This is a genomic window from Pseudomonas tohonis, from assembly GCF_012767755.2.
Classification (GTDB): domain Bacteria; phylum Pseudomonadota; class Gammaproteobacteria; order Pseudomonadales; family Pseudomonadaceae; genus Metapseudomonas; species Metapseudomonas tohonis.
The window spans coordinates 6,256,353-6,274,436 of the sequence record NZ_AP023189.1; the positions used below are offsets into that span (position 1 = coordinate 6,256,353).

Annotated in this window: 15 protein-coding genes and 1 tRNA gene; 11 read left to right on the forward strand and 5 right to left on the reverse strand. The window is 66.9% G+C overall.

What is annotated here, in order from left to right; all coding sequences use genetic code 11:
* Position 1 precedes the first annotated feature (1 nt).
* Positions 2 to 1,219 carry a sterol desaturase family protein gene (locus HSX14_RS28650; protein ID WP_173170970.1) on the reverse strand — a complete coding sequence of 406 codons (1,218 nt, stop codon included), beginning with the start codon at positions 1,217 to 1,219 and terminating at the stop codon, positions 2 to 4.
* Positions 1,220 to 1,432: 213 nt separating this feature from the next.
* On the opposite strand from HSX14_RS28650, the gene HSX14_RS28655 reads away from it, so the two are divergent.
* The 6 genes from HSX14_RS28655 (at position 1,433) to HSX14_RS31450 (ending at position 5,929) form a co-directional block, all read left to right on the forward strand.
* Positions 1,433 to 3,658, forward strand: coding sequence for an AsmA family protein (locus HSX14_RS28655; protein WP_173170968.1), 2,226 nt, complete (start codon positions 1,433 to 1,435; stop codon positions 3,656 to 3,658).
* A complete protein-coding gene (gene mutY / locus HSX14_RS28660; protein ID WP_173170966.1) occupies positions 3,655 to 4,722 on the forward strand; it encodes an A/G-specific adenine glycosylase in 1,068 nt (355 codons plus the stop codon). The genes HSX14_RS28655 and mutY overlap by 4 nt, the downstream gene beginning before the upstream one ends.
* Positions 4,719 to 4,991 (forward strand): oxidative damage protection protein, encoded by a 273-nt coding sequence (locus HSX14_RS28665; protein WP_173170964.1) that lies wholly within the window; start codon positions 4,719 to 4,721, stop codon positions 4,989 to 4,991. Before mutY ends, HSX14_RS28665 begins: the two co-directional genes overlap by 4 nt.
* A gap of 77 nt (positions 4,992 to 5,068) precedes the next feature.
* Positions 5,069 to 5,144: transfer RNA gene (locus tag HSX14_RS28670), tRNA-Phe, on the forward strand.
* A 148-nt stretch (positions 5,145 to 5,292) separates the two neighbouring features.
* Entirely contained in the window at positions 5,293 to 5,745 is a 453-nt protein-coding gene (locus HSX14_RS28675) for a lysozyme inhibitor LprI family protein (RefSeq protein ID WP_173170961.1), read from the forward strand.
* Positions 5,746 to 5,800: 55 nt separating this feature from the next.
* A complete protein-coding gene (locus tag HSX14_RS31450) occupies positions 5,801 to 5,929 on the forward strand; it encodes a hypothetical protein (RefSeq protein ID WP_274384357.1) in 129 nt (42 codons plus the stop codon).
* Between the two features lie 6 nt (positions 5,930 to 5,935).
* Here HSX14_RS31450 and HSX14_RS28680 read toward each other — a convergent pair whose 3' ends face one another.
* Genes HSX14_RS28680 through HSX14_RS28695 form a run of 4 tightly spaced genes read right to left on the reverse strand, consistent with a single transcriptional unit; the run spans position 5,936 to position 12,011 of the window.
* Positions 5,936 to 7,120, reverse strand: coding sequence for a hybrid sensor histidine kinase/response regulator (locus HSX14_RS28680; protein WP_173170958.1), 1,185 nt, complete (start codon positions 7,118 to 7,120; stop codon positions 5,936 to 5,938).
* Positions 7,110 to 7,694: a chemotaxis protein CheB gene (locus HSX14_RS28685; RefSeq protein ID WP_173170955.1), complete on the reverse strand. Its 585-nt coding sequence runs from the start codon at positions 7,692 to 7,694 to the stop codon at positions 7,110 to 7,112. The genes HSX14_RS28680 and HSX14_RS28685 overlap by 11 nt, the downstream gene beginning before the upstream one ends.
* On the reverse strand, positions 7,691 to 8,509 hold the full coding sequence (locus HSX14_RS28690; RefSeq protein ID WP_173170951.1) for a CheR family methyltransferase: 819 nt from the start codon (positions 8,507 to 8,509) through the stop codon (positions 7,691 to 7,693). Before HSX14_RS28690 ends, HSX14_RS28685 begins: the two co-directional genes overlap by 4 nt.
* Before the next feature lies 1 nt (position 8,510).
* Positions 8,511 to 12,011, reverse strand: coding sequence for a response regulator (locus HSX14_RS28695; RefSeq protein ID WP_173170949.1), 3,501 nt, complete (start codon positions 12,009 to 12,011; stop codon positions 8,511 to 8,513).
* A gap of 356 nt (positions 12,012 to 12,367) precedes the next feature.
* Here HSX14_RS28695 and HSX14_RS28700 point away from each other — a divergent pair, with 356 nt between their 5' ends.
* From HSX14_RS28700 to HSX14_RS28720, 5 genes are all read left to right on the forward strand, one after another.
* Positions 12,368 to 14,836, forward strand: coding sequence for a hybrid sensor histidine kinase/response regulator (locus HSX14_RS28700; RefSeq protein WP_173170946.1), 2,469 nt, complete (start codon positions 12,368 to 12,370; stop codon positions 14,834 to 14,836).
* A 265-nt stretch (positions 14,837 to 15,101) separates the two neighbouring features.
* On the forward strand, positions 15,102 to 15,875 hold the full coding sequence (locus HSX14_RS28705; protein ID WP_173170944.1) for an ABC transporter ATP-binding protein: 774 nt from the start codon (positions 15,102 to 15,104) through the stop codon (positions 15,873 to 15,875).
* 17 nt (positions 15,876 to 15,892) lie between these two features.
* Positions 15,893 to 16,645, forward strand: coding sequence for an ABC transporter substrate-binding protein (locus tag HSX14_RS28710; RefSeq protein WP_021218649.1), 753 nt, complete (start codon positions 15,893 to 15,895; stop codon positions 16,643 to 16,645).
* A 56-nt stretch (positions 16,646 to 16,701) separates the two neighbouring features.
* On the forward strand, positions 16,702 to 17,397 hold the full coding sequence (locus tag HSX14_RS28715; protein WP_173170942.1) for an ABC transporter permease: 696 nt from the start codon (positions 16,702 to 16,704) through the stop codon (positions 17,395 to 17,397).
* Positions 17,394 to 18,083 carry an ABC transporter permease gene (locus HSX14_RS28720; RefSeq protein ID WP_173170940.1) on the forward strand — a complete coding sequence of 230 codons (690 nt, stop codon included), beginning with the start codon at positions 17,394 to 17,396 and terminating at the stop codon, positions 18,081 to 18,083. The genes HSX14_RS28715 and HSX14_RS28720 overlap by 4 nt, the downstream gene beginning before the upstream one ends.
* Position 18,084: the final 1 nt, after the last annotated feature.

The window sequence follows — 18,084 nt, forward strand, 5'->3', positions numbered from 1 at the left end:
CTCAGGCCGTCGCGGCGCCCTCCGTCGCGCGGCCCAGCCACCCCAGCCAGGCGAGGCTGCCCAGGCACAGCCCCGCCAGCGCCACAGCCAGCCACCAGTACCCCGGCGCCAGCCAGGCGGCCCAGCCCATGGCCAGCCCGGCCATCGCCACCAGGCGCATCGCCTCGACTCGCCACAGGTGGCCGCGCCCCTCGAACAGCAACCCCAGGCTCAGGCAGCCGGAGAGGATCGCAAGCACAAGCAGCCAGGGCTCCCACACCGCCGCGCGGCGCACGCAGGCGAGAAACCCCAGCGCCAGCAGGTTGATCGCCAGGAACTGCACGAAGGCGTAGGCCACCAGCTGGCGGGGGTAGCTGGCCTCGAAGCGCTCCTCGGTCATCGCAGGCCAGGGCCGTTCGCGCACATCCGCCGGGCGCCAGCCGGTAGGCATCCACCACAGGCGCAGCTTGTCCCACCAGGAGCGCGTCGCCCGGGCGTCGGCCCAGAGCAGCCGCCACCAGCTGAACTGCAGGCGGATCGGGTCGAAGGTGCGCACCGGCGTGGTCACGCCGTAGATCACCGGCTCGCGCTCCTCGGTGAAGGTGCCGAACAGCTTGTCCCAGAGGATGAACACGCCACCGTGGTTGCGATCGATGTAGCAATCGTTCTGCCCGTGGTGGACGCGGTGCAGCGACGGCGTCACCAGCACCTTCTCCAGCCAGCCGAGGCGCCCCACGTGCTGGCTGTGGATCCAGAACTGGTAGGTGAGCTGCACGCCCAGCAGCACCAGGAACAGCGGCAATGGCAGCCCGAGCAGCGCCAGGGGCAGGTAGAAGGGCCAGTCGAAGGCGGTCTGGAAGGCCCCCTTGCGCAGCGCGGTGGACAGGTTGAAGTCCTCGCTGGAATGGTGCGGCTGGTGCGCGCCCCACAGCAGGTTGTAGCGATGCAGGGTGCGATGGGCCCAGTAGAAGCAGAAATCCACCGCGACGAAGCCCCCCAGCCAGACCCAGGGCGAGGCCGCATCCAGCTCCAGCAGCCGCCCGTGCTCGTAGAGCCAGGCATAGGGCAGCACCAGCAACAGGCGCAGCGGCCCCTCCAGCAACACCCGCAGCACGGCGGTGTTGATGCTGGTGGCGGCATCCGCCAGGCGATAGGTGGAGCGGCCGGAATACCGCTCGTAGGCGAGCTCCAGCAGCATCAGCAGGATGTAGAGCGGGAAGGCCAGCACCGCCACGTTCATGGGCACCTCGTCATCGTCATACCGGTGACGGCCAGACTAGATCAGCGCCACGCCGCCCTTCCCGGCCGCTCGCGCCAAACGGTGGTGCGACGCGCGCCAGGTCCGCCGGGCAGCCGGTGAACCGCCGGGCGATTTCATCATCCAAACACCTGACCTCGCGGGCGCTATACTCGGCGCCCTCAATCCAAATGCATCCACCACAAGGACTCGTCCATGAAATCCATCGGCAAACTCCTGGGCCTCCTTCTCCTCGGACTGTTGCTGATCGTCGTGGCGCTGGGCTTCGCCCTGACCCACCTGTTCGACCCCAACGACTACAAGGACGAGATCCGCCAGATCGCCCGCGACAAGGCCAACCTGGAACTCGACCTCAAGGGCGACATCGGCTGGAGCCTGTTCCCCTGGCTGGGCCTTGAGCTGCACGACACCACCCTGGCCAGCGCCGCCAGCCCGGACAAGCCCTTCGCCGACCTGCAGATGCTCGGCCTCTCCGTGCGCGTGCTGCCGCTGCTGCGCAAGGAAGTGCAGATGAGCGACATCCGCGTCGAGGGCCTCAACCTGACCCTGGTGCGCGACGAGAAGGGCCACGGCAACTGGGAAGACATCGGCCGCCCGGCCCAGGCTACCCAGGCCGCCCCCGCCGACGCCACCAAGCCGGGCGCCCCGGGCGATACCCCGGCCCAGCAGCCCGACAGCGCCCCGGCACGCCCGCTGAAGCTGGACATCGACAGCCTCACGGTGAACAACGCCCGCGTCGACTACACCGATGCCAAGACCGGCAAGCAGTACAGCGCCGAAAGCATCGAGCTGACCACCGGCGCCATCCGCGAAGCCGCCAGCATCCCGTTCAAGCTCACCGCCTTCTTCGGCAGCAACCAGCCGCTGATGCGCGCCAAGACCGAACTGGCCGCCAACCTGCGCTTCGACCGCGCCCTCAAGCGCTACCAGCTCGAAGACGCCAGGCTCAACGGCGAAGCCTCCGGCGAGCCGCTCAAGGGCAAGACCCTCACCTTCAACGCCCAGGGCCAGTTGCTGGCCGACCTCGCCGCCAACGTCGCCGAGTGGAACGGCCTGAAGCTATCCGCCAACCAGCTGCGCGCCCTCGGCGAACTCAAGGTCCACGACCTCGACAAGACCCCGCGCCTGGAAGGCGGCCTGTCCATCGCCCAGCTCGATTTGCGCGAGTTCCTCGCCGGGCTCGGCGTCGAACTGCCGCCCATGCAGGACGCCGGCACCCTGAAGAAATTCGAGATGGCCGCCAAGCTGGCCGGCACGCCCACCAGCCTCGCCCTGGAACAGCTCAACCTGAAGCTCGACGACAGCACCTTCAGCGGCCGCCTGGCCATCGCCGACCTCGACAAGCAGGCCCTGCGCGTGCAGCTCAAGGGCGACAAGCTCGACCTCGACCGCTACCTGCCGCCGCAGAAGAAGGACAAGGACGCCAGCGCCCGCCAGGCCGAAGTGCAAGGCGCCGTGGCCGCTGCCGGCCAAGCCGGCACCACGCCGCTGCCCGACAAGCCCACCCAGCAGGCCTGGAGCGAGGAACCGGTCCTGCCGCTGGAGACCCTGCGCAAGCTCGACCTGGAAGCCGACCTCGCCTTCGGCCAGCTGACCTTCGACAAGCTGCCCCTGGGCGACGCCCGCCTCAAGGCCCGCGGCAAGGGCGGCCTGGTCGAACTGGAACAGCTGCGTGGCGCCCTCTATGGCGGCGACTTCGACGCCAAGGCCAGCCTCGACGTGCGCCCGCCGGTGCCGCTGATCACCGCGCAGAAGCGCGTCAACCACATCCCGGTGGAGAAGATCCTCACCGCCCTGGAACAGAAGCCCCCGGTACGCGGCGCCCTGGACCTCACCGCCGACATCCGCACCAGCGGCAACAGCCAGAAGGCCTGGGTCGATGGTCTCAACGGCACCGCCAGCTTCGTCCTGAACGACGGCGCGCTGCTCGACGCCAACTTAGAACAGCAGCTGTGCCAGGGCATCGCCACGCTCAACCGCAAGGCCCTCACCACCACCTACAGCGGCAAGGAAACCCCCTTCGAGCAGTTGCAGGGCAGCCTGGTGTTCAACAACGGCGTGGCCAGCAACCCCGACCTCAAGGCGCGCATCCCCGGCCTGTCGCTGAGCGGCAACGGTGATGTGGACCTGCGCGTGCTCGGCCTCGACTACCGCGTAGGCATCGTCATCGAGGGCGACAAGGGCGAGATGCCCGACCCGGCCTGCCAGGTGAACAAGCGCTACGTCGGCATCGAATGGCCGCTGCACTGCCGTGGCCCGCTGGAGATCGGCGCCAAGGCCTGCCGCCTGGACAAGGACGGCATGGGCAAGATCGCCGCCAGGCTGGCCGGCGACAAGATCAGCGAGAAGCTCGAAGAGAAGCTCGGCGACAAGGTCAGCCCGGAACTCAAGGACGCACTCAAGGGGTTGTTCAAGCGATGAGCCCCGAGCAGTTCTCCAGCGCCGTCCTCGACTGGTACGACCGCCATGGCCGCCATGACCTGCCCTGGCAGCTCGGCATCACCCCGTACCGCGTCTGGGTCTCCGAAATCATGCTGCAGCAGACCCAGGTCAGCACCGTGCTCGGCTACTTCGACCGCTTCATGGCCGCCCTGCCCACCGTGCGCGATTTGGCCGAAGCCCCCGAGGACGAAGTGCTGCACCTGTGGACCGGCCTGGGCTACTACACCCGCGCGCGCAACCTGCAGAAGACCGCGAAGATCGTCATGGAACGCCACGGCGGCGAGTTCCCCCGTGACGTCGAGCAGCTCGCCGAGCTGCCCGGCATCGGCCGCTCCACCGCCGGCGCCATCGCCAGCCTGTCCATGGGCCTGCGCGCGCCGATCCTCGACGGCAACGTCAAGCGCGTGCTGGCCCGCTACGTCGCCCAGGAGGGCTACCCGGGCGAGCCCAAGGTCGCCAGGCAGCTGTGGGCGGTCGCCGAGCGCTTCCTGCCTCACGAACGCGTGAACAACTACACCCAGGCGATGATGGACCTGGGCGCCACCCTCTGTACCCGCAGCAAGCCCAGCTGCCTGCTGTGCCCGCTGCAGAGCGGCTGCCAGGCGCACCTGCTCGGCCTGGAGATCCGCTACCCGATCCCCAAGCCGCGCAAGGAACTGCCGCAGAAGCGCACCCTGATGCCCATCCTGGCCAACCGCGAAGGCGCCATCCTGCTCTACCGTCGCCCCTCCACCGGGCTCTGGGGCGGGCTCTGGAGCCTGCCGGAGCTGGACGACCTCGCCGCCCTCGAACCCATCGCCAGCCAGCACGCCCTGAGCCTGGGCGAGCGCAAGGCGCTGCCGGAGCTGACGCACACCTTCAGCCACTTCCAGCTGGCCATCGAGCCCTGGCTGGTGCACGTGGAGGGTGACCAAGGCGTCGTGGCCGATGCCGACTGGCTCTGGTATAACCTCGCCACCCCGCCGCGCCTGGGCCTCGCCGCCCCGGTGAAGAAGCTGCTCAAGCGCGCGGCCGATGTACTGAATGCAGGAGAAAAGCCATGACCCGCACCGTCAAGTGCCGCAAATACAACGAAGAGCTGCCCGGCCTCGAGCGCCCGCCCTACCCCGGCGCCAAGGGCGAGGACATCTTCAACAACGTCTCCAGGCAAGCCTGGGACGAATGGCAGAAGCACCAGACCCTGCTGATCAACGAGCGACGCCTGAACATGATGAACGCCGAGGACCGCAAGTTCCTCCAGGCCGAGATGGACAAGTTCTTCTCCGGCGAGGAATACGCCAAGGCGGACGGCTACGTCCCCCCGAGCGCGTAAGCGCCCGTAAAGGCTGAAAATTTTTTTCGAAACACGCTTGACGACCCCCGATGAAATCCGTTTAATAGCGCCCCGTTGCCCAGGTAGCTCAGTTGGTAGAGCAGGGGATTGAAAATCCCCGTGTCGGCGGTTCGATTCCGTCCCTGGGCACCACCTTCAAGCTTTCAGGTGGTGCCGGCATCAGCTGAAAGCAAACGAAAAACCCGCCTAGTGCGGGTTTTTTGTTGCCTGCGATTCAGCATCAGGAACTCGCCTACACATCGCCACTCTTAGGCCTGAATATTCAGCGACAGGCCATTCCATGCGCACCCTTGCCCCTCTCCTGCTTTGTGGCCTGTGCCCCCTTCTCGCCTGGGCCGATACCCCCTCGTTGTGCATCCAGCGCGATTCGTCAGCCGCGACCAACGCTTGCGCCCGCGAACTCCGCCAACTCGTCGATGATCAGTTGGAGGCACGGCACAACCAACTGCTGTCCAGGGAAACCACGCAACAACGCATGCGGCACCAGAAACAGTTCAAGGCCTGGTTGGAGACCCGCACCCGACGCTGTGCCGCCCGCACCCAGGCCATCCGCGACACACCGCTGGGAGAAGCTCACTTCCAGGACTGCCTACGCGAAGCTAGCGAACAGCATCTGCGCAAACTCAATGAAGAAGCCGCCGCGTCCTGCACGCTGCGCAACGCCGCACCACCCCTTGACGGAGCCCGCTGCGGCAAGCCGCCGCTTGATCCGACGAAGACCCTGGGTTTTTAGCTGAACGCGCCAGCACTCGTCACGCTCGAAACAGCATGACCCCAGGAGGTGCCCCATGACCGGAAAAGACGACCTGCCCGTGGACCAGGACCCGCACAAGCCCGGACGCGACCCCGAGCCCGTCGACCCGGACCGCGACGATGGCGAGCAGCCGCGCGACCCGGACGAGTCGCAGGTGGAGTGAGGGGCCTCAGCCCAGGGGCAGCACCAGGCTGAAGGTGGCACCCTCGCCCTTCTCGCTGGCGACGTCGATGCGCCCGCCGTGGGCCGCCACGATCTGTTCGGAGATGTACAGGCCGAGCCCGAGGCCGGCGATCTTCTCCGAGCCGTTGACCCGCTCGAACTGCTGGAAGATGCGGCGCTGGTCGGCCGGCGAGATGCCCACGCCCTGGTCGATCACGTCCACCCAGGCCTCGCCTCCGTCTGCCCGCACCCGCACCCGCACCGGCTTGCCCGGCCCATAGCGCAGGGCGTTGCTCAGCAGGTTGCTGATCACCTGCTCGATGCGGAAGGCGTCCCAGACGCCATGCAGCTCGCCTTCCACCTCCAGGCCGAGCTCGCAGCCGGCGCTCTGCATCTGCTGCTCGAAGTTCTCGGTGACGTTGCGCACCAGCCGCCCCAGCTCGGTGCGTTCGGGGCGGATGGACAGCTTGCCGGTGCGGATGCGCGAGACGTCGAGCATGTCCTCGATCAGGCGGATCAGGCTCCTGATCTGGCGCTCGTCGCGGTCGAACATGGCCTTGAGCTTGTCCTCGGTGAAGACCGCCGAGTTGCCCTTGGCCAGGTACATCTGGCGCAGCTGGGTGTCGAGGATCAGGCCGTTGAGCGGCGTGCGCAGCTCGTGGGAGACGATGGACATGAAGTCGTCGCGCATCTGCACCGCGCGCTGCAGCTCGGCCTGGGTGGCGCGCAGCTCGGCCAGCAGGGCGTCCTGCTCGCGGCGGCCCTGCTCCAGGGCCTCCAGCTGGCAGGCCATGAGCTTGCGCTGGCGGTGCAGCTCGACGAACACCGCCACCTTGCTGCGCACCGCATGGTTGTCCAGCGGCTTGTAGAGGAAGTCCACCGCGCCGCTCTCGTAGCCCTTGAAGGCGTAGTTGAGTTCGCGCCCGGCAGCGCTGACGAAGACGATGGGGATGTGCTTGGTCTTCTCCGTGCCGCGCATCAGCTCGGCCAGCTCGAAGCCGTTCATGCCCGGCATCTGCACGTCGAGGATGGCCAGGGCGAACTCGTGCTCCAGCAGCAGCGCCAGCGCCTCGTCGGCGGAGCCGGCCTTGTACACCTCGCGCCCCTCGCCCTTGATCAACGCCTCCAGCGCCAGAAGGTTTTCCGGCAGATCGTCGACGATCAGCAGCTTGCTCGTTTGGCTAGTCGGCATGGGAGGGGTCCAGTTGGGCCAGGAGTGCGCGAATGCCGCGCAACGGAAGAATGTAGTCGGGCACGTGAGAGGCCAGGGCAGCTTCGGGCATGGTGGGCACCTGCGCCTCGGCCGGGTCCTGGACGATGCTCAGGCCGCCGGCGCGCTTGATCGCGGCGAGCCCGGCGGCACCGTCCTGGTTGGCACCGGTGAGCAGCACGCCCACCAGCCGCTCCTGGTAGCTGTCCGCTGCCGACTCGAACAGCACGTCGATCGAAGGCCGCGAATAATGCAGCGGCTCCTCGCGACTCAGGGAGAAACTGTGGTCGCTCTCGATCGACAGGTGATAGCCGGGCGGTGCGAAGTACAGCGTGCCGGGGCGCAGGTCCTCCTTGTCCTGGGCCTCCTTGACGCGCAGCGCCAGGCGCCGGCCGAACAGGTCGGCCAACAGGCTGTCGCGGGATTCCGGCAGGTGCAGCACGCAGACCAGCGGCAGGCCGTAGCCGGCGGGCAGCCCGCTGAATACCGTCAGCAAGGCCTCCACGCCACCGGCGGATGCCCCGACCACCACTGCGTCCCGCTTCTGCGCGTTCATAGTTTGCGGAAGACCCTTTCCTGGCGGTTGAGCGCTTCGAAGCGGCCGGAATAGGCGGAGAAGTCCAGGCTCTCCTTGCTACCCAGGCCGAGGAAGCCCCGGTGGCACAGCGATTCGTGGAAAAGGCCAAGGGCCCGGTCCTGCAGCTGCTTGTTGAAATAGATCAGCACGTTGCGGCAGGAGATCAGCTGGGTCTCGGAGAACACCGCGTCGGTCGCCAGGCTGTGGTCGGCGAAGGTGACGTTCTCCCGCAGCGACTTGTCGAACAGCGCGCCGTCGTACGCCGCAGTGTAGTAATCCGACAGCGACCCGCGCCCGCCCGCCTTGCGATAGTTCTCGCTGTACTGGCGCATGTCGTCGAGGGAGTAGATGCCGCGACGGGCCTTCTCCAGGGACTGCGGGTTGATGTCGGTGGCATAGATCAGGGTGCGTTCCAGCAGCCCCTCCTCGTGCAGCAGGATGGCCAGGGAGTGCACTTCCTCGCCGGTGCTGCAGCCGGCGATCCACACCTTGATGGAGGGGTAGGTGCGCAGGATGGGCACCACTTCCTGGCGCAGGGCGAGGAAGTAGGAGGGGTCGCGGAACATCTCGCTGACCGGGATCGTCAGGTACTGCAGCAGCTCGTGGAATGCCTGGGCGTCGTGGATGATGCGTTCCTGCAGCGCCGAGATGGTGGCGCAGTCGAACTGGCGCAGGGCGTAGAGCACGCGACGCTTGAGGGACGCGCCCGAATAGTCGCGGAAGTCGTAGCTGTACTTCAGGTAGATCGCCTCGATCAGCAGGCGCAGCTCGATTTCCTGGGTGCGTTCGGACATCTCAGATGCGCTCCAGCTTCGGCAGCCACACGCGGATCAGCGAGAACAGCCGGTCCAGGTCGATGGGCTTGGCCAGGTAGTCGTTGGTACCGGCCTTCATGCACAGGTCCTGGTCGTCCTTCATCGCCTTGGCGGTGACGGCGATGATCGGCAGCTTGGCCCAGCGCGCGTCCTGGCGGATCAGGCGCGTGGCTTCGTAGCCGTCCATCTCCGGCATCATCACGTCCATCAGCACCAAGTCGATGTCGGCCACCTCGTCGAGCTTGTCGATGGCCTCGCGGCCGTTGCGGGCGATCTCCACCCGCGCGCCCTTCTGCTCCAGGGCGCTGGTGAGGGCGAAGATGTTGCGCACGTCGTCGTCCACCAGGAGGATGCGCCGCTCCTCGAATACCTTGTCGCGGCTGCGCGCGGTCTTGAGCATCTTCTGCCGCTCGCTGGAGAGCTCCGACTCGACCTTGTGCAGGAACAGCGTGACCTCGTCCAGCAGCCGCTCGGGCGAGCGCGCACCCTTGATGATGATAGAGCGCGAGTACTTCATCAGCTCGGCTTCTTCGTCGCGGGTGAGGTTGCGCCCGGTGTAGACGATGACCGGCGGGAAGGAGCAGATGTCCTCGCTGCCCATGCGCTTGAGCAGGTCGTTGCCCTGCATGTCCGGCAGCTTGAGGTCGATGATCATGCAGTCGAACAGCGTGTTGCGCAGTAGCTCGAGGGCCTGCTCGCCGAACTCGACGGCGGTGATCTCGATGTCCTCGTCGCCGATCAGGCGGGCGATGCTGTCGCGCTGGAGGGCGTCGTCCTCCACCAGCAGCACGCGTTTGACCTTCTGCGTGAGCTTGGCCTCCAGCTTGCCGAACACATCCTTGAGCTGCTCACGGGTGGTGGGCTTGACCGCATAGCCGATGGCGCCAAGGTGCAGGGCCGCCTCGCTGAGGTCCTCCACCGAAATGACGTGCACGGGGATGTGGCGGGTGCGCGGATTGCCCTTCAGGCGCTGCAGCACCGAGAGCCCGGACTCGTCCGGCAGGCGCATGTCGAGGAGGATGGCGTCCGGCGAATGACCGTCGGCCAGCTGGTAGCCCTCGTCGGCACCATGGGCCACCAGGCAGCGGTAGCCGAGTTCATGGGCCAGGTCGTAGAGGATCTGCGCGAACTTGGGCTCGTCCTCGATGACCAGCACGCAGCGCCCGCCCAGCTCGGCCAGGCCGCGATCATCGGGGAAGCTGGGGATGGGTTCGGCGCGGGGCGCCTCCTGGGCCGGCGGCGGGGCGAGGCGCGGAGCCTGGCGTTCCACCGGCGGGCGCTCGACCAGCGCCAGGGGCCCGGCCTCGGCCTCGTCACGGCTCTGGTAGGTTTCCGGCAGCAGCAGGGTGAACAGGCTGCCCTTGCCCGGCTCGCTGGACACCAGGATGGAGCCACCGAGCAGCTCGGCGAGGTCGCGGGAAATGGACAGCCCCAGGCCGGTGCCGCCGAAACGCCGGTTGGTGGTGCCGTCGGCCTGGTGGAAGGCCTCGAAGATCGGCTCGAGCTGGTCACTGCGGATACCGATGCCGCTGTCGCTGACGGCGAAGGCGATGCCGCCCTGGGCGCGGCTGACACGCAGGCCGACGGCGCCGTGGTCGGTGAACTTGAAGGCGTTGGAGAGCAGGTTCTTGAGGATCTGCTCGACGCGCTGGCGGTCGGTGTAGAGCACGGTCGGCGCGTCGGCGTCGATGTCCAGGTGGAAGGCCAGGTGCTTCTCGTCGGCCAGCGGCTGGAACATCCCCTTGAGGCCCTCGACCAGGCGCTGGACGTTGGAGTTCTCGGCGCGCACGTCGAGCTTGCCGGCTTCGACCTTGGAGATGTCGAGGATGTCGTTGATCAGGTTCAGCAGGTCGTTGCCGGCGGAGTAGATGGACTCGGCGAACTTGATCTGCTCCTCGTTGAGGTTGCCCGCCTGGTTGTCCGCCAGCAGCCTGGCCAGGATCAGCGAGCTGTTGAGCGGCGTGCGCAGCTCGTGGGACATGTTGGCGAGGAATTCGGACTTGTAGCGGCTGGCGCGCTGCAGCTCCTCGGCGCGGGCCTCCAGCTCCAGGCGCGCCTGGTTGAGTGCGTTGTTCTTCTCGTCCAGGTCGTCGCGCTGGGCGGCCATTTCCTGGGCCTGCTCGCCGAGGCGCTCGTTGGTCTGCTCCAGTTCGGCCTGCTGGGTCTCCAGGTGGGCCTGGGACTCGCGCAGCACGCGGGACTGCTCCTCCAGCTCCTCGTTGGCGGTCTTGAGCTCCTCCTGCTGCACCTGCAGCTCTTCGTTGAGCTGCTGGGTCTCCTCCAGCACCGCCTGCAGGCGCTGGCGGTAGCGGGACGCCTCGAGGGCGGTACCGAGGTTGCTGGCGATCATTTCCAGCAGCGCACTGTCGCGGGGCTCCAGGCGCCTGAGGAAGCCCAGCTCGATGACGCCATTGACCTCGCCATCGCTGAAGGTCGGAACCAGCAGCACGGATTGCGGCTCGACGTCACCCAGCCCGGAATTGACCTTGATGTAGCCCGCCGGCAGGGCATCGAGCGCACGCGCGCGCTTCTCGATGGCCACCTGGCCCACCAGGCTCTCGGCACTGCCGAAGTTCTGCTCGCGTGCCTCCTGCTCGCGGGAGAAGCCGTAGGTGGCGACGCGCTGCAGGCCGCCATGCTCGTCGCGCCCATAGAGCGCGCCCACGGCCATGTCGAGGTAGCCGGCCAGGAACTCCAGCATGTTGCGCCCCAGCACCGGCGGGGTCTGCTGGCCGATGATGCGTTCGGAGAGCCGCGCCTGGCCGTCACGCAGCCAGGCCTGGCGCTGCAGGTGCTCGCTGTGGGCCCGCTGCTGCTCCATGGAAGCGCTGTAGGTCGAAGACAGCGAGAGCAGTTCGCGGCGCCCGAAGTAGGCCAGCAGGCCACTCAGGCTGAGGCTGAAGAGCAGGTAGAGGACGATGGTGAGGATCGCCGTATCGCTGGCCTTCTCGTTGCGCTCGTGGCGCAGCTGCCGCTCCAGGTTGATGAAGATGCGGTACTGCTCGCGGATGCCGTCGACCAGTTGCTTGCCGCGCCCTTCGCTGACGGTGTCCACCACGTCCAGGCCGTTGCGCTTGCGCTCAATCATCTCCTTGGCGAAGCGATCCCACTCCTCCTGCAGCGCTTCGATGGTGCGCACGCGCTCCACCTGGGGCGGGTTGTCCTTGACCATCTCGCGCAGGCCGGCCATGGCCGCCCTGATGCGCGGGCGCGCCTGCTCGTAGGGCTGCAGGAAGGCGGCGTTGCCGGAGATCAGGTAGCCGCGCAGGCCCGACTCCTGGTCCACGGACAGGCGCAGGCCGTCGTTGGCGTTGCTGATGACGATATCGGTGTGTTCGACCCAGCTCAGCACGTAGAGCAGGTAGGAAATCAGCGCCACGAAGAGCATGGCCCCGAGCACGCCGACACCCAGCGGCAGGGCGACGTTGCGGGCGAGAATGCGCCGGAAACTCTTCTCGTCGGTGGAATTTTCGTGAGTCATCTGGGGGTTCCCTGGCCTGGTGCCTAAAATCACCGATCTATTGGGGATATCGAAGGGTTTCGCATGGTAATGCGCCCGTACCCTTTAACCAATCACCCCCGTCACATGGCAAATCGACACCAAGTGTCAGGGTTCCGCTTGGAACACGGGGAGCGGGAAAAAGGTTCATCAAGAAAAAGGGAATTTTTTCCGGCCGCCCATTTCAAAGTTATCCCGCTCCGGATTGCGCGCATGCGCCTCGAATGAAAGCGATGGAAGCCAGCCAAAACGGACATCTCCAGCCCATGCAGGCGACGCCGCCGGACCTTTGCGTCGGGCCTGCGGCAGCGGGCGACTTCCTCACCAGCAGCGGGGCCATGGCTCCGCTGATACGCGCCCACGACTGGAGCGCCACGCCGCTGGGCCCCCTGGAGGGCTGGTCGGGGCCCCTGAAGTCGATCCTCGGCGTCGGCCTCAACGCGCGCTTTCCCGTCTGCATCTATTGGGGCCGGGACTACCACCTGCTCTACAACGACGCCTACAGCGCGATTCCCGGCGACAAGCATCCCGCCGCCCTGGGCCGGCCGGCGCGGGAGGCCTGGTCGGACATCTGGGACACGCTCGAGCCGATGTTCGACGGCATCATGCAGACCGGCATCGCCGTGCACACCGAGGACGGGCTGCTGCCGATGCAGCGCTTCGGCTATGTCGAGGAGTGCTACTTCAACTACAACGTCAGCCCGATCTTCGGCCCCGACGGCCGCCCGGTGGGGCTGTTCAACACGGTGATCGAAACCACCGCGCAGGTGCTGGAGAACCGCCGCGTACGCCTGCTCAGCGACCTGCGCAGCAGTACCCGCAACGCCGCCAGCCCCGACGAAACCTGCCAGATCGCCCAGACGATGCTGGCCATGGCGGGCGCAGACCTGCCCTTCTGCCTGCTCTACCGCCTCGACGGGGACGGTCGCAGTGCCCGGCTGGCCATGCGCTGCGGGCTCGAAGCGGACAGCCCGCTGGCCCCCGCGACGATCGCCACGGGCGATACCGAGGGGCCCTGGGCCCTGTCGATCGGCATGCCTGCGCGGGATTGCACGCTCGCCACGGCGCTGCCGCTCGCCCCCTGGCCGGAGGCGGTGACCCGTGCACGCATCCTGCCGTTGCTGGAGCCGCAGGGTGAAGCCGGGACGCTGGGCTTCCTGGTCTGCGGCATCAGCCCCCGGCTGCAGCTGGATGAGCGCTACAGCGCCTTCCTCGACGATCTCGCCGGCAGCCTGGCGAACGATCTGCAACGCAGCGCCCGCCACGCCGAGGAAGCGCAGCGCCTGCACTTGCGCACCCTGGAACGCGACCGTATCTGGAACCTCAGCCAGGACCTGCTCTGCGTCGCCGACCAGCAGGGGCGCCTGCTCAGCATCAACCCGGCCTGGACCGCCACCCTGGGCTGGAGCGAGGAGGAGCTGCTGGGCCGCACGACACATTGGCTGGAGCACCCGGACGATATCCCCGGCACCGACCAGACCCGCCAGGCGCTGGCCGAAGGGCAGCGCATCTGGCGCTTCGAGAACCGCCTGCGCCACCGCGACGGCAGCTACCGCTGGCTGTCCTGGAGTGCCACGCCGGAAAACGACATCCAGTACGGCAACGGCCACGACATCACCGAGGAAAAACGCACCGTCGAGGTGCTGCAGCGCACCGAAGAAGCGCTGCGCAACGCCCAGCGCATGGAGGCGGTCGGCCAACTCACCGGCGGCATCGCCCACGACTTCAACAACCTGCTGGCCGGCATCCGTGTCGGCCTCGACCTGATCCGCCGGCGCCTGCCCGACGAGGCGCGCCGGGACCTGGAGCGCTTCATCGACGCTGCCACCGATTCGGCGGAGCGCGGTGCCGCACTGACCCACAACCTGCTTTCCTTCGCCCGCCGGCAAGCCCTGGACATCCAGCCGGTACGCCTGGAAACCCTGCTCGCCGCCCATCGACAGCGCCTGGCGGAACGGGCAGGCCCTGCGGTCGAGCTGGAGTTGCAGGTGGAAGAGCTACCCGCCAGCGTGCTGTGCGACGCCGAGCAGTTGCGCAAGGCGCTGGAGCACCTGGTGGACAACGCCCGCGAGGCGATGCCCGACGGCGGCCGGCTGCTGATCCGCGCCAGCGCCCCGGAGGCTGCGCCGGAAGAGGCCGAAGATGCCGCTGCGGGCCATCTATTGCTGGAGGTCCGCGACACCGGGCGGGCCATGGACGAGCGGGTACTGAGCCACGCCTTCGAGCCCTTCTTCACGACGAAACCACTGGGTCAGGGAAGCGGGCTGGGGCTGTCCATGGTATATGGCTTCGTCAAACAGACCGGAGGCCAGATCCGCCTGCAGAGCAGCGTCGGCCAAGGCACCTGTGTCAGTCTTCTTTTACCGCGAGGTCCCGTTTTGTCGGAACACACACAGAACCCAATCGAGCCGTCCACGGCAGCCCCCAGCCGCGAAACCGTACTGGTGGTGGAAGACGCCGACGTGGTGCGCATGCTGACGGTCGAGGTGCTCGACGAGCTCGGCTATCAGGTGCTGGAAGCCTGCGACGGCCAGCAGGCCCTGGCGATCCTGCGCAGCGACACCGAGATCGACCTGCTGCTCACCGACATCGGCCTGCCCGGCATGAACGGCCAGGAGCTGGCGGCCGTGGCCCGTGAGCTGCGCCCGGGCCTGCGGGTGCTGTTCGCCACCGGCTACGCCGAGATCGTCAGCATCGATGGCAGCGAACTGGCCACCCAGATGGACATGATCGCCAAGCCCTTCTCCATCGACGAGCTGCGCGACAAGGTCGCCAGCCTGCTGGAAGGACGCGGCAAGGCCCGCTGAGACGCCCCGCGCACGAGCTGCCTGGCACTGGAATTGCCAGGGGTTTGCGCGCAGGGTGCGCCGCCTTTGCGCCGGACCCAGGCAAAAACCGTCTTTTCTTGCGTCTGCGCGACAATCGACTGCATCCATGCGACAAGCCCCACAAGCGAGCCGGCGCGGTGCCAGTACCGCCCTTGGCGCCCCTTGGGGCCTATGCTAGGTTGGCCTCCTTCGCCAGGAAGGCCGATCGCAGCCGGAGCGCATCCGAACAATAAGAGGAACCCCCATGGCCGAGGCCACGCCCGCGCTAGAAATCCGCAACCTGCACAAACGCTACGGCGATCTTGAAGTGCTCAAGGGCATCTCCCTTACCGCCCGTGACGGTGACGTCATTTCCATCCTCGGCTCTTCCGGTTCCGGAAAGTCCACCTTCCTGCGTTGCATCAACCTGCTGGAAAACCCCCACCAGGGCCAGATCATCGTCGCCGGTGAAGAACTCAAGCTCAAAGCCGCCCGCACGGGCGAACTGGTCGCCGCCGACAGCAGGCAGATCAACCGCCTGCGCAGCGAGATCGGCTTCGTGTTCCAGAACTTCAACCTGTGGCCGCACATGACGGTCCTCGACAACATCATCGAGGCGCCGCGCCGCGTGCTCGGCCAGAGCAAGGCGGAGGCCACCGAAATAGCCGAGGCCCTGCTGGCCAAGGTCGGCATCGCCGACAAGCGCCACGTCTACCCCGCCCAGCTCTCCGGCGGCCAGCAGCAGCGCGCGGCAATCGCGCGGACCCTGGCAATGCAGCCTAAAGTGATCCTGTTCGACGAACCCACCTCGGCGCTCGATCCCGAGATGGTACAAGAAGTGCTTAACGTGATCCGCGCGCTCGCCGAAGAGGGCCGGACAATGCTGCTGGTGACTCACGAGATGAACTTCGCCCGCCAGGTGTCCAGCGAGGTGGTCTTCCTCCACCAGGGCCTGGTCGAAGAGCAGGGGACGCCCCAGCAGGTGTTCGAGAACCCGAACTCGGCGCGCTGTAAACAATTCATGTCCAGCAATCGCTAAACACGGAGCAACATCGCATGAAGAACTACAAGAAGATCCTGCTGGCCGCTGCCGCTACCCTGGCCTTCGGGACCAGCGCCGTCGCCGCCGACAAACTCAAGATCGGCACCGAAGGCGCCTACCCGCCCTTCAACCTGATCGACGCCAGCGGCCAGGTCGGCGGCTTCGACGTCGAGATCGCCCAGGCCCTCTGCGCCAAGATGAAGGCCGAGTGCGAAGTGGTCACCTCCGACTGGGACGGCATCATCCCGGCCCTGAACGCCAAGAAATTCGACTTCCTCGCCGCCTCCATGTCGATCACCGAGGAACGCAAGCAGGCCGTCGACTTCACCGACGCCTACTACACCAACAAGCTGCAGTTCATCGCTCCCAAGGACGCTGACTTCAAGACCGACAAGGCCAGCCTGAAAGGCAAGGTCATCGGTGCCCAGCGCGCCACCATCGCCGGCACCTGGCTCGAAGACAACATGGCCGACGTCGTCGACATCAAGCTCTACGACACCCAGGAGAACGCCTACCTGGACCTGTCCTCCGGCCGTCTCGACGGCGTCCTGGCCGACAAGTTCGTCAACTGGGAATGGCTCAAGAGCGATGCCGGCAAAGGCTTCGAATTCAAGGGCGAACCGGTGTTCGACAACGACAAGATCGCCATCGCCGTGCGCAAGGGCGACCCGCTGCGCGAGAAGCTGAACGCGGCCCTGAAGGAAATCGTCGCTGACGGCACCTACAAGAAGATCAACGACAAGTACTTCCCCTTCAGCATCTATTGATGCCCGCCTGACCGGCGTCGCCCACGCGGCGCCGGTCCCCAGCAGTAGCCTTGCAGATGAACCTCGACCTCTACGGATTCGGCCCCGCCCTGGCGGCCGGCACCCTCATGACCATCAAGCTGGCGCTCTGCGCGCTGTCGCTCGGTCTGGTGCTGGGCCTGCTCGGTGCCCTGGCCAAGACTTCCCCCAAAAAGCCGCTGCAGTGGCTTGGCGGAACCTACTCCACCCTGGTACGCGGTGTGCCCGAGCTGCTCTGGGTCCTGCTGATCTATTTCGGCACCGTGAACCTCATGCGCGCCATCGGCGAGAAGATCGGCGTGCCCGGCCTGGAGCTGTCGGCCTTCGCCGCCGGCACCATCGCCCTGGGCCTGTGCTTCGGCGCCTACGCCACCGAGGTGTTCCGCGGCGCCATCCTAGCCATCCCCAAGGGGCATCGTGAGGCGGGCCTGGCGCTCGGGATGTCCAACGGACGCATCCTCTGGCGCCTGATCCTGCCGCAGATGTGGCGCATCGCCCTGCCGGGCCTGGGCAACCTGTTCATGATCCTGATGAAGGACACCGCGCTGGTCTCGGTGATCGGCCTCGAGGAAATCATGCGGCGCTCGCAGATCGCCGTGACCGCCAGCAAGGAGCCCTTCACCTTCTACATGGTGGCGGCCTTCATCTACCTGGGCCTGACCATCCTCGCGATGATCGGCATGCACTGGCTCGAAAAACGCGCCGGACGCGGCTTCAAGAGGAGCGCGGCATGAACTGGGACGTGATCGTCAAATACCTGCCGCGCCTGTTCGACGGGGCGCTGCTGACCCTGGAGCTGGTGGCCATCGCCGTGGTCGCCGGGCTGATCCTCGCCCTGCCCATGGGCATCGCCCGCTCCTCGCGCCACTGGTACGTGCGCGCGCTGCCCTACGGCTACATCTTCTTCTTCCGTGGCACACCGCTGCTGGTCCAGCTGTTCCTGGTCTACTACGGCCTCGCCCAGTTCGACCTGGTGCGCAAGGGCCCGCTATGGCCCTACCTGCGCGACCCGTTCTGGTGTGCGGTCATCACCATGACCCTGCACACGGCGGCCTATATCGCCGAGATCATCCGCGGCGCCATCCAGGCCATCCCGCCGGGCGAGATCGAGGCCGCGCGGGCGCTGGGCATGTCGCAGTTCAAGACATTGGTGCACATCGTGCTGCCGCGCGCCGCGCGCATCGGCCTGCCGGCGTACAGCAACGAGGTGATCCTGATGCTCAAGGCCAGCGCCCTGGCCAGCACCGTGACCCTGCTGGAACTCACCGGCATGGCCCGCACCATCATTGCCCGCACCTACCTGCCGGTGGAGATTTTCTTCGCTGCCGGGATGTTCTACCTGGTGATCGCCTTCCTCCTCGTGCGCGGCTTCCGCCTGCTCGAGCGCTGGCTGCGCGTCGACGCCAGCCAGGGCCGCTGAC